Source organism: Flavobacterium sp. AJR, assembly GCF_002156885.1.
Taxonomy (GTDB): Bacteria; Bacteroidota; Bacteroidia; order Flavobacteriales; family Flavobacteriaceae; genus Flavobacterium.
The window spans coordinates 42,288-54,172 of record NZ_NCWQ01000013.1; the positions used below are offsets into that span (position 1 = coordinate 42,288).

Annotated in this window: 15 protein-coding genes; 9 read left to right on the forward strand and 6 right to left on the reverse strand. The window is 33.2% G+C overall.

Annotation, left to right across the window (positions count from 1 at the left end; genetic code table 11):
- Positions 1-109: 109 nt before the first annotated feature.
- The 3 genes from B8T70_RS05020 to B8T70_RS05030 form a co-directional block, all read right to left on the reverse strand.
- A complete protein-coding gene (locus B8T70_RS05020) occupies positions 110-769 on the reverse strand; it encodes a hypothetical protein (RefSeq protein WP_086894129.1) in 660 nt (219 codons plus the stop codon).
- A gap of 108 nt (positions 770-877) precedes the next feature.
- Positions 878-1,135, reverse strand: coding sequence for a hypothetical protein (locus B8T70_RS05025; protein ID WP_086894130.1), 258 nt, complete (start codon positions 1,133-1,135; stop codon positions 878-880).
- 91 nt (positions 1,136-1,226) lie between these two features.
- A complete protein-coding gene (locus B8T70_RS05030; RefSeq protein ID WP_086894131.1) occupies positions 1,227-1,652 on the reverse strand; it encodes a helix-turn-helix domain-containing protein in 426 nt (141 codons plus the stop codon).
- 172 nt (positions 1,653-1,824) lie between these two features.
- On the opposite strand from B8T70_RS05030, the gene B8T70_RS05035 reads away from it, so the two are divergent.
- The 5 genes from B8T70_RS05035 (at position 1,825) to B8T70_RS05055 (ending at position 4,719) form a co-directional block, all read left to right on the forward strand.
- Positions 1,825-2,691 carry a hypothetical protein gene (locus tag B8T70_RS05035; RefSeq protein ID WP_086894132.1) on the forward strand — a complete coding sequence of 289 codons (867 nt, stop codon included), beginning with the start codon at positions 1,825-1,827 and terminating at the stop codon, positions 2,689-2,691.
- 5 nt (positions 2,692-2,696) lie between these two features.
- On the forward strand, positions 2,697-3,077 hold the full coding sequence (locus tag B8T70_RS05040) for a hypothetical protein (RefSeq protein ID WP_086894133.1): 381 nt from the start codon (positions 2,697-2,699) through the stop codon (positions 3,075-3,077).
- 4 nt (positions 3,078-3,081) lie between these two features.
- Entirely contained in the window at positions 3,082-3,633 is a 552-nt protein-coding gene (locus B8T70_RS05045) for a hypothetical protein (RefSeq protein ID WP_086894143.1), read from the forward strand.
- A 62-nt stretch (positions 3,634-3,695) separates the two neighbouring features.
- A complete protein-coding gene (locus tag B8T70_RS05050; protein ID WP_086894134.1) occupies positions 3,696-4,322 on the forward strand; it encodes a hypothetical protein in 627 nt (208 codons plus the stop codon).
- A 55-nt stretch (positions 4,323-4,377) separates the two neighbouring features.
- Positions 4,378-4,719 carry a hypothetical protein gene (locus tag B8T70_RS05055; protein ID WP_086894135.1) on the forward strand — a complete coding sequence of 114 codons (342 nt, stop codon included), beginning with the start codon at positions 4,378-4,380 and terminating at the stop codon, positions 4,717-4,719.
- Between the two features lie 246 nt (positions 4,720-4,965).
- Here B8T70_RS05055 and B8T70_RS05060 read toward each other — a convergent pair whose 3' ends face one another.
- Together B8T70_RS05060 and B8T70_RS05065 are read right to left on the reverse strand one after the other, a co-directional pair.
- Complete coding sequence (locus B8T70_RS05060) at positions 4,966-6,123, reverse strand: IS3 family transposase (RefSeq protein ID WP_086894136.1); 1,158 nt, start codon at positions 6,121-6,123, stop codon at positions 4,966-4,968.
- 35 nt (positions 6,124-6,158) lie between these two features.
- A complete protein-coding gene (locus B8T70_RS05065) occupies positions 6,159-7,250 on the reverse strand; it encodes an IS3 family transposase (protein ID WP_086894137.1) in 1,092 nt (363 codons plus the stop codon).
- A gap of 257 nt (positions 7,251-7,507) precedes the next feature.
- Here B8T70_RS05065 and B8T70_RS05070 point away from each other — a divergent pair, with 257 nt between their 5' ends.
- The 4 genes from B8T70_RS05070 (at position 7,508) to B8T70_RS05085 (ending at position 10,681) form a co-directional block, all read left to right on the forward strand.
- On the forward strand, positions 7,508-7,822 hold the full coding sequence (locus B8T70_RS05070; protein WP_086894138.1) for a hypothetical protein: 315 nt from the start codon (positions 7,508-7,510) through the stop codon (positions 7,820-7,822).
- Between the two features lie 151 nt (positions 7,823-7,973).
- On the forward strand, positions 7,974-8,408 hold the full coding sequence (gene mobA, locus B8T70_RS05075) for a conjugal transfer protein MobA (RefSeq protein WP_086894139.1): 435 nt from the start codon (positions 7,974-7,976) through the stop codon (positions 8,406-8,408).
- 370 nt (positions 8,409-8,778) lie between these two features.
- Positions 8,779-9,039 carry a hypothetical protein gene (locus B8T70_RS05080; protein ID WP_086894140.1) on the forward strand — a complete coding sequence of 87 codons (261 nt, stop codon included), beginning with the start codon at positions 8,779-8,781 and terminating at the stop codon, positions 9,037-9,039.
- A gap of 10 nt (positions 9,040-9,049) precedes the next feature.
- Positions 9,050-10,681 carry a recombinase family protein gene (locus B8T70_RS05085; RefSeq protein WP_086894141.1) on the forward strand — a complete coding sequence of 544 codons (1,632 nt, stop codon included), beginning with the start codon at positions 9,050-9,052 and terminating at the stop codon, positions 10,679-10,681.
- A 1-nt stretch (position 10,682) separates the two neighbouring features.
- On the opposite strand, the gene B8T70_RS05090 is transcribed toward B8T70_RS05085, so the two are convergent.
- Positions 10,683-11,885 (reverse strand): HlyD family secretion protein (locus tag B8T70_RS05090; RefSeq protein WP_086894144.1); only part of this gene is annotated, 1,203 nt, incomplete at its 5' end.

An 11,885-nucleotide genomic window follows, 5' to 3' on the forward strand; every position in this document is an offset into this window, starting at 1 on the left:
CAAAGGGAATTTTAATTATTCCGAGAAGAAATCAAATAACATTTTTTTGGAAAGTTTTGCATAATAAAATTAGTATGTTAGTATTGTTATAAATTCTTTTATGATTTATTTATTTAATATGTTCAGCCGTAAAACTTTCTGCAATAACGTACGGCTGTTTCAGATAAAAATCGTTTGGACTCACATCTTCGTTTCCGAATATCAAAATTTTACTTTTTTGCTTGTGTGCGAAGCGTTTGTCTTCTCCAGTTACTTCATAAGTAACTTTAAATGTAAGGTTGTGTTTTGCACAAACTTCTTTGATAGGCTTGCCTATCAACTTGGGTATATTTATATTTTTTTTGTTGAAAAGCTTATAATGCTCTTCACTATTCCATAAAATGTCTGTGACAGTGATCCAATTTCCGGTCTCTCTTTCAAGTATCATAGAAATATCAGCAATAAATTGATTAATATCTTTAGGTACTCCAATTATTTCGCATTCAAGTTCATTATGATTGTAGAGAAGTAATGCTGGATGTTTATCTAAAATTTTTAATTTAGTATATGGCACGAGGACATTCCAAAAGAAACCATGATATTTTTCAGTGTTTCTGCAAGTTATTTTCCACTCTTCGTATTCAATTGGAATATCATAACTGTTTTGATTAATTGAAAAAATCATCTCCACGGTATTATCTGATGTTTTAAAATTGAATAATTCAAGTTTCAAATCATAATTTTGATAAAAATCATCGGTTTGTGTTCTTTTAATTAAATCTTCTATCATGGAGCCTTTAGTTATAATTATTATATCAAGATCGGTATATGTAAATTATTTAGTAACCTGTTAAAAATAATTTCGTTTCTATCCATCTCAAATGAACTTTAAAAAAAACTATTTAACTGTGCTGAGTAATGTAATAATATCATTTACGTTATGAGAAGAAATATAATCTAATATATAATTTTCTACTTCTTTTTTGAGCTCTGTAGAAGTTGAAAAAGTGTTGAGATAGAAATCTTCATTTTCATCTTCAATATGAATAATTTCAGTATAGCCTTTACTAATTAATGTCCCTTTTAGTTTTAATACTTTAAGCTCACTTTCTCGATCAATTTCTTTCTTTACTCTCAGCTTTATAGTTTTATTCATGGTAATTTATTTTATAATTTATGCAAATATTTGACAACAAAAAAGAGACTCGAAAGTCTCTTTTTGGAATTAATATATCTTTTATAAAAGCTTAATTTGCTTTTAGCAATTTTTCCAAATATTCGACTTTGTCTTTTTCGGCTTGAACCAAACGTTCGTAAAGTTTGATCTGTTGTTCGTGAGATTCAATTAATTTATCCAATGGGTTAAAAGTACATGTATTATTGTTTCCAAAATTAGCACCTTGACTATTACTGAAATCATTTTCGGTGAAAGTATTAAAGTAATTAAACACACCCTCCTCTGTAAAGTTCTTAATTGCTTCAACAGTTACTCCTAAAGCCTTTGCTACTTCGATTAGTTTTTCTTCCTCAATTGTCTCGCTGTTTTCCATTATAGAAATAGCCTGCTGGTTTGTTCCCATAGCCTGTGCTAATGCTTCCTGTTTCATGTCTTTTAGTTCACGAATACGACTGATTTTTCGTCCTATGTGATTTGGTTTTGTTACTGTACTCATAGCTCAAAGATAATAATTAAGAATAAAAAAGTAAGTCTCCTGTATGATATAGAAAAAGTCTTGTACGGTACAATACAAATTGATACCGTACAGTACGACTAATCACTTACTTGCCTGTGTGTTAAACAAAAATACAATTTTTCACACAAGTATTAACTAAAAATTTAAAATTATGAATGCAATTGAATTTTCACAGCAAAAAGAATTACTTGAAGTAATTACAGGGCACATTAAAACATCTGCTATTTATTGTTTTGGCAGGCATGCAAACAATTACAGTTCGAGCAGGATACTTAATCCTGACAAAGGAGTACAGAAAGAGCATATTCATTTATACCTCTTAGTCTTTGTTTATGAAACTATAGAAAACTCTGCCAGTGACATAAGTGATAAGATAAAAACAAAGACTGAAGGTTGTATGACCGCTACTGTTCTTATACACCGTGTACAAAGCCTTAAAAATCTCTGCCAAGACCAGCAGTTTTTCTTTTGGCAGATTATGCAGAAAGGGGAGCTGTTGTTTCAGGACATTAATAAACCTCCGTATTTAAATATTTCCGAAACCCCAAAAAGAAATTTAAAATCCGCATCAAATTATGCAGGACAAAGGAGCAATGTTATTGTTACAATCTGGAACTGGGTATACAATGATGATGATGTTTCGAGTTCGGATGAAGTAAAAATGTCCGCCCTTCATCAAATAGTGGAGCAGAGTTGCCTCGCGTTAATCCGTGTCTTTACGGGTTACACTCCCAACCATTTTGCATTAGAGTACCTGTTTATGCTCTGCGAATACTTTACCAGTATAACTGCAGATTTCTTTCCACGCCAGACCAAGGAAGAAAAGTCCGTATTCAATTTGCTTAAGCAACAGCCCAATACCCTGCGTTTCAGCAAATGTAACGACGTTGATTATATACTTTATCAGTTGCTCGAAGAAAGATGCGGGAAATTTAGAAGGAAGGCTGATATCATGATTCAAAATGAAATCGAAAGACTGAATGAAGCTGAAAATGAAACTGAGAAAACAAATAATTAGCAATTATGGAAACAAATAAAACCAAAAGGGCAGATGATTTTATAAAAGAACTCAAAGACAGTTTCTTTTTCAGAACCCTGACCCCTCAGAAAAGCAAAGAAAGTATTTATCATGCTGATCTAAAATTTAAACGCTACACGCATTTGATTTTCACTGTACAGGATCTCCTTAAAATAGCCCTTCATACGCTTGAGAATTCTGGTCTTGAGAACTCAAGCCAGATCGAGGATCCCACTTTCCATCTTACAAGTGTTTTAGAAATTGCTATACAGCTCCTGCCATGCAGTGAAGCGGAAGGACTTGATAAACTCCATACGTTGTATTTGGAGATTTTGAATGATCATGAAAGTAGAAATGAGCAAGCGGATAATGAACCTAAATTATGAAATTATGAAAAAGAATAATATATCCTTTGGAATTAATCCTTGGTCAGGGTATGAGACAGCAAACCCATTTTATGCTCTTGAAGCCTTTTTTGACTTTGCGCACCTTGATTACCATAAAAATATTTTAAGTGAAGCAGTAATTCATAGCCACAGAAGAAAAATCTATAAACAGGATAACCCCTGCGAGGTTTTTGTTTTCTATTCTACAATCTGCTCTTTTCTGAGGGTCTGTTACTGCCTTAAAATTAAAAGTAAGAAATGGAAAGTGAAAGAGTCAGCCCGTAGTGAGGACGTATTTCATCTCTCTTCGCTGACAAAGCAGGAATTTGACAATCCTTTTGTTGTATTTCAAAAAGCATTTTCTGAGAACACTCTGGAAGAATTTGAATTCTTCATATGGGAAGTCACTCAGCTTTCATTGTCTCCGCACGAAGAAGAATTTGATTATGACCTTATGACTCCCTATGTCTATTTAATCAAAATGCTTGATGCAGGAGAGCTTATGCGTGAGAGAGGCGTTGAAAAGATTAAAAAAGAAGCACTGCCAGAGAAATAGGATTGCGTTAACGCAATCCTGTATCAGCACGCTCTCAACTTTAATAACAATAATTTTTTAATATGAAAAAAAATAAAAACTTTAAGAAAGAAAAAACACTTGTAAAATCAGCAGAACAGGCAAAGACAGCACTGGACATACTTTTTCAGAATCCAAAAAAGAATCTGGAAAGCGGGATTTCAGAACTTCTCGAAAAGTTGAAAAATCCCAAGCTAGATTTGTTACTGGACAAATATCCCGACCTTTTGCAGGAATACGATTTGGAAGAATTGCTTTCAGGTGATCTTGCAATCGCTGATGCAGAAGTGCAGGACATCAAGACGGCAGGACTGCTGTCTTGCCTGCAACTGCTTATACATTTTTGTTATGAACTGAAAGAAAATCCAAGTCCAAAAGATAAGCGGTTTGACAGTCTCAGGTATATTTTAAAATCAATTAATTGCTCACAATTTGTGCATGACCTGCTCTTTGTTGTTATAACAGTAGTTGGAATTGACTATTATCAAAAGTTTCAACAGAGAATTCAAAACTTGGATTTTGATTTAAAAAATGCATTAGAACTGGAAAGCGACCCTGAACTCGAACAGCACATTGACCTTATGACATGGTTTGCACTGGTAAGGCTGTTTTTAGAATCTGTGTATATTTATTTTAACAGTCCTGATAAAAACTATAAAAACTCCACATGATGAAATTTAAAGAAGTCCGCTAGTTAAATGATTAATTGATTTAAAAATAAAGATTATGGAAAATGATATAATCAAATTAAGTGAGTTTATAGAAAACCCAAAGCAGTATTTTGTGCTTCTCAAGCCAGCTGTAGAAACCAGAAATGATTTGCACAATATTGAAATAAGTGTGGAAGGATATAGAGACCTGTTCTGTATGATATTGGATCTGCTTAAAACAGCAAAATTTGCTCTGGACGGTATTGAAGTGAGTATAGAGAGTAATATACATACTGAGAGATATGTAGGAAGCCTGCTTAGAATAATTGAGATGCTGATCCCATTGGAAGAAGCGGAACTGCTTGACAAGCTTTATCAAATACATTTAGATGAAAGCAAAAACAACGTTTCAAAATAACTTGTTTCCATTTATAATTTTAATAAAACGCCGACTTCGGAGGCGTTTTCTAGCCCCGCAGGGCAAGTTGTTTTGAGATGCTGAATTTATTTCAAGCATCTCAAAACACAACTTGCCGTGTTCTGATGAACACAATATTAGACATGTTTTAATGAAAGGGCTTGATGCCCTTTTTTTGTTGTAATCTTTATAAGTTATTATGGCTATGCAAACAATGGATTGCCAGATTATTAATATACAATGTGATTATATAAAATGTAATCTATCAAATTCTTCTATTGTTTTATAGTCTAAAAATGTATGCCTTCTTTCTTTATTATACCAATTTTCAATATATTCATATACATCGGCTCTCATCTGCTTCCTGGTTAGGAGTTTATTCCCGTTAATTAATTCTCTTTTAAAAGAGCTGAAAAAACTTTCACAAACGGCATTGTCATTATGATTTTGCCTACGACTCATACTACGTATTACACACTTATAAGAATCTAGTGTACTAGCGAAAATTTTATTAGCATATTGAACACCTCTATCGGAATGAAAGATTAAATCTTTAGCAATTTTCCTGTTCTTAACTGCCATTTTCCAAGCGGGTAAAATTGTTGCTTTGGTACTCATTTTGGTGCTTAAAATCCATCCTATTATTTTTCTATCAAATAAATCCATAACAACGGTAAGATATAAAAAGCCTTTTGTTGTTTGTATATATGTTATGTCTGAGACCCAAGCTTTAGCAGGCTCACTGACTGTGAATTCTCTATTTAAAACATTTGAAACTACATAGTGATTATGATGTGAATCAGTTGTTACCTTAAACTTTCTTTTAACTTTTCTGCGCAATCCCAACATTCTCATGTACTTTTTTACTGATGAGTTTTTTATTTTAAACCCTCTGCTTTGTAGCTCTTTTGTTATTTTGGTGCATCCATATTCTCGTTTAAATTCATAATATATGGATGTAATTTCTTGTTTTAATAGAATTATTCGAGCTTCTGAATTAGTAAGTTCTTGTTTTTTTGTTCTATAATATGTGGTTTCTGAGACGTTTAATACAGTTAACATTTTTGCAATTGAAAATTTATATTTATTTTCTTCGATAAAGTTTTTAGTCATTATTTTCCCTTGAGAAACATATTTGGTTCCTTTACTTAAAATCTCGAGTGTAATTTTTGAATTTTTAATTTTCTTTTCAAGGTCAGTGATTATGGCTTTTTCAGGAGTCAATTTAGGGTAACCCCGTCCACAAAAACTTCCTGTTCCAAATTTTTCAAAGTCTTGTCGCCATTTATACAAGGTATCTGGAGTTATCCCTAGCTCCCTTGCAAGGCTTGCAGTTTGCCTATTGCCTCGCTTAAAACTTAATTTAACTGCATTTTCTTTAAAATTACGTTCGTATTTTTTCATAGTCTGAAGTTTGGTAATTTATAGCGGAATATCTTTTAATGAAGATTTTCAATATATTCAGATATTTTTTCTTCCATTTGTTTTTTAGTCAGAAGAACCTTTAAATCAGTTAATTCAAATTTGAGGGAAATAAAAAAGTTTTTAGCCACAGCATTATCTAAATGATTCTGTGTCCTGCTCATACTTCGTGTAATATTTTTATATGTGTTTAATTTACGGGTAAATATCTTATTAGCGTATTGAGGGGATCTATCGGAATGAAATACTAATTCCTTTTTTGTTTTACGATTTTGAATAGCCATTTCCCAAGTAGGCAAAGAAGTTTCCTTTATTGTCAACCCTTCACTCAAATTCCATCCAACAATTTTTCTGTCAAATAAATCCATAATAATAGTTAGGAATAAGAGTCCCTCCACTGTTTCTAAGCTTGTTATGTCCGATATCCAAATTTGAGAAGGCTCGTCAGCTTTAAACTGTCGATTTAGAACATTAGGAAAGATACAAGGATTATGGGGAATAAATGATGAACCAGTTGTTTTATGTCTGCTACTAAGCTTACTTACAAGACCGAGTTTTTTCATATGAAGAGATACCGAACACTCTTTTAATTTAAAACCTCGACTTTGTAATTCTGCAGTAATTTTTCCACTGCCATACAGCCCTTTATATTCATAAAATATGGAAGTAATTTCTTTCTCTATTAAAGTTGTTTGAAGTTGTTTGGGAGAAAGTAATTTATCTCTCCATCTATAATATGTAAATTCTTTTATGCCTAAAACTTTACACATTTTCCAAAGCGGATATTTATTTAAATTGTTTTTAATAAAATGAAAAATCATTGGTTTCCCTTCAGGGATATATTTGCTTGCGCTCTTAAAAATTTCAATTTGAAGTTCTAATTCTTTAAGCTTTCTTTTAAGTTCAGAAGATCTTTTTTGTTCGGGGGTTCTAAAATATCCACGCCCGCAGAAACTTTCTGTTCCGTATTTTTGAAGTTCAGCTTGCCATCTGTAGATGTTTGTGGTAGCTATGCCCAGTTCTGTAGCCACCTTAATAGGATTTCTTTCAAGTGCCATTTGTACTGCATTTAGTATGAAATCGCGATCGTAAATTTTACGTTTTTCCATTTCTTAAATTTCAAATTCTATACTTATGTGAATTTAAGAAATATAATGGCATTGAGTTATAAATAATAAAAGATAATATTAGCTAAGTATTTCATTATATGTGTATTAAAAATTAACTCGATTAGAGTTCAAACTTAAAGTGGTAACCTGTGCATACAATTATTTATGCATGCAGGTAGAAAAGTCCTAAGATATTCAAGCAATCAAGCAATAAGGCAATCAGGTATTCAAGTGCTCAAGTAAGTAGGTAAGGATGTATGCAGGTTGGCATTCCTGCCTGCAAGCCTGCAAGCAGTCACGCAATCAAGCGTGCATGTATACATAAAGGTCAGCAGGTGCCAAGCCAGTCCAGCAGTGCCTTAAAAAAAATATTTTTCCAAAAGAAAACAGAAAAAATGAAAAAAGAAAAAGAAAGCAATCCCAAAGGACGGGATTCAGACAGGCCAAAAGGAATCGGAATAAGTCCCGAAGGGTGTCTTGAGAGGAACGAGCAAGGCATTATGCCGAAGTCTTTTTGCCAGACTGTTAAGCCCGTCATACCTTCGGTTTCTTTTTATTATTTCTTTGGATAATTATAAATAAAAAGAATTCCAATATTAAAGGTCTAAGACTGGGCTAAGAACAAATAAGCCAAATGCTTCCAACTGCTTCCAAACACTTCCAAATTGGATTGTAACTCTGAGTATATTTTATATTGGTTTAAAGAAATTGAAATAAGAAGTTATGGAAAATGAAGAAAAAAAGAATCGGAATAAAGGAGGAAGACATTCCAAAATAGATCCCGCCGTCCACCGCTATTCCATCAGTCTTACTGCAGAAGAAAATGCCCGCTTCCTGACTCTTTTTGAAACCTCAGGGATGCATGTAATGGCACACTTTATTACAGCGTGTGTTTTTCAAAAAGGAATAAAAACAGTTAAGATTGATAAAGCGACAATGGATTATTATATGCGGCTGACCTCATTTTACAGCCAGTTTAGGGCTGTCGGGGTAAATTACAATCAGGTTGTAAAGATTTTATATCAAAAATTTTCCGAAAGGAAAGCTTCGGCATATCTGTACAAACTCGAAAAGCAGACAATAGAACTCGTTGTTTTATCTAAAAAGATAATACAGCTTATAGAGGAATTTGAAGAAAAGCACATTAAAAAGCCTTGACATAACAGCGAAATTTCAAGAAATATAATTCTACAGACGTGTTTAATTCGCGTCTAATGTATGAAACATGATTTTCAGTGTGTCATATATAAAGAATTGATAAGATACATTGGTAAAATTTTATTAATTGCTGTTTATCGAAAAAACACCTTTCGGTTATGTTCTAGCCAAGCTTTAATTATTGAAATTGCTGTAAGCCTGCAATTTTCGTTTTCGATATTATGCCTTTAAAAGACAAAGAGTACCAGTGGCACTATAAACGTCATAGCTTCAAACATGCATAATTATATTTATTAAAATAAATATAATTAGGTGTAATTAGGAAGGATCGTGCAAGCGGTCTTTTACAGTTTAGAGCAGGAGGTGCACGATGAGAAATGAAAGAACGGATAAAAGAAAAACCACTATAGGCAGGGAGTTAGTAGAGCCACATGCTGAGAGCACAAATATAATGCTCGAACAAAGAGAGAGCGTTTCTGGTAATGAGAAAGGAAAAACCGTAAAGAATCAGCAAAAATTAACTATTGAAGAATTAAGAAGTTGTAAAGGTTTTGAAACAATATCCGAAGCGGAAGGACAGGAGATAATTGAAAGCCTGTTTCAATTGGCAGTAATAGTTTATAATTTTTAAGACTAAGAATATGAGTATTGAAAATTTCAAAAAATTTCAAAAAGAAAAACTAACTCAAAAAGATGAGGTAAAAGAAATTTGGGGTTACACTAGGGTAAGCTCAAAACTACAGTTAGTAAATAATAGTCTGGAGGAACAGCGCAGTGAAATAGTTCAGTTCGCATCTAGGAACGGCTATACACTTAAGAACATACTTGGAGGTACTTATGAAAGCGCCTCGGGAGATTTCACAAGAAAAGAGTTTACAAAACTATTGGAAGAAGTTAAAAGCTCAAAGCAGAAACCTTTCGCAATTGCCATTAAATTTATCAGCAGGTTCTCCAGAACAGGAGGCAACGCTATCACTATTGTGCACGAACTAGTTGATAAGCTGGGTGTTCATCTAATCGAGACATCATCAGGACTATGCACCAATGATGAATACAGTAAACTGGATATTTACAGCAAGCTCTTGGATGCCAGAAGGGAAAACATGGACAGATTAGAAAAAACAATTCCTGGCATGAAAGCACTGCTAAGGTCAGGGAACTGGCTTGGCAAAGCTCCCAGAGGCTATACAATGCGGGGGAGAAAAGTAGGTGACTATGCCTTAATGCAGGACACGCAGTCTATTACAATCAATCAGGAAGGAGAGATTTTAAAAAAGGCATGGAAATGGAAACTTGCAGGGGAAAGAGATTATGTGATCAGACAGAAACTTGAAAAACTGGATTTGATTATTTCAAAGCAGGGGATTAGCTCTATGTGGCGCAACCCTTTTTATTGCGGGATCTTAGTTAATGCATTAATTGAAGAACCAGTGAAAGGAAACTGGGCGGGATTAGTTAGTGAAGAAGATTTCCTGAAAGTTGATAATATGCTTTCGGAAAACAACGTAATCACTGTTAAAGAATATTGTAAAACTAAAGTCAATGAGTTTAGACCCCTTACAGGATTTTTAAGATGCGAGTGCGGATGCCTGCTGACAAGTTATGAGGTTAGAAAAAAGAAAGCACATTATTATAAATGTCAAAAGTGTAAAAATGCCAGTTTTAATGCTCTGACCACTCAAAAATCAAAAATGGAAGGTTTGAATGATTCTTTTGAAAGATTATTGTCAAGGTATACATTAAATTCAAAATTTGTAGAGCCTTTTAAAATACAGTTAAATAAATTCTTTGATGCTGTGAACGCAGAGGCTAAAGAGGAAACGAAAAGCTTACTTCTAAAGAAAAAAGAGATTGAAACTAAAATTGAGAATTTGGATAAACGCTATTTTGAGAATACAAATTTTGGAGATGATAAATACAATAGATATGCGCTTCAGTTTGAGACCGAATTAAAGATGATTGAAAGCCAGATATACTCCAATGCCAAAAAAATATCTAACCACAACAGACATATCGATAAGGTGATAGAAAAAGTCTCTAACATCAGTAAATACTGGAGAGAGGGAGATATAGAGAGTAAAATAAAAATTCAAAACTTGGTATTTCCTGAGGGATTGTCAATTAGGGCTGAAAACAGGCAATATCTAACCAATAAGGTTAACCTTGTTTTTAGGTTAGTGTCAACATTTACAGGGCTTGATGCAGGTAATAAAAAACAAAAAACCCATCAAAATTTTGATGGGTTATTCTCTGTAGCGGGAACAGGACTCTAACCTAGTTCTGTCTAAACAAGCTCTTAAACTGATACAAGATTCTTTCGAGTAATCGTAAATCTTCGGTAACAATTTCGGCACTACCTTTCATTTCTTGTTGAAAAGGGATTTTCTTATTATACGATGTTTCTAATCCCTGAGGAAGCGATACATCCAACAATAGATTCCCATCTTTATCTGGAATAAGTGAAATATTTTCGACCTTACCTCTGATTACACCAAACTCTCTGTCTGGAAAATTAAATAATCTGATATTAACTTTTTGTCCTAATTTAATTTTCCCTGAATTCTGAGCCTTTGCTTTGGCTTTGCCAATATATCCTTTTTCAGTATCCGGAATAATAGAAAAAACATTCTCTCCTGAAGTAATAGTCTGATTTTCTGTCCAAACTTGCAAAAAAGTAACAACACCAGGAATTGATGATCTTAATGTATAAGCTAATTCCCAATCTTTGATTCCTTTTTTTAACTGATAAAAAGATTGCATTAAGTTCCGTTCTAAATTCACTTCCTCTTTCGTTCCGCTTATTTTAGTACCCTGACTTGATCTGGAGTTTTCTATAAGAGACGATTTTAACTGCGATATTGAAGAAAGTAAGCCTTTATAATTTTTATCTGCCTGAAGGTAACTCAACTTTTTATTTTCCAAATCCTGAGTCGAAATAACGCCTTTTGCATACAAGGCCTCGAAACGATTAACATCATTTTTTTGGAGTTGTAATTCGCTTTCATTAATACTTTTTTGCTGCTGCAAAATAGCCAATCGCTCTTCAATCTGGGTATGCTCTGATTTTTGAGCATTATTTTCAACCTGAAAAGGCTGCAAACTTGCATTAAGTTTCCAAGCTGCATAATCTTTTTGAAATACTCCGTAAGCATTTTCCATCTCTCCAAACTGCATATTGTTTAGGGAAGCAAATGGAAATTCTTTATTCCTGTCGTTTATATTAAAATTGTCTACTGTATTTTTTAAAACAAAAACATCTTTATAATTAGCTGAATTTTCGATAATTGCAAGTGGCGTATTTTTGGACACTTTCGCTTTATCTTTTACTAAAATTGCTTCGATTCTACCAGTAGTTTTGGCTACTAATTTCTCAGGAGGAATAGAAGTTGTAATACTTATTTCTGTACCAACGACATCTGGATATTTAAGAAACCAGGAAACAAAAAACAGCATGCATATTATTGCAAAGATTAAAAC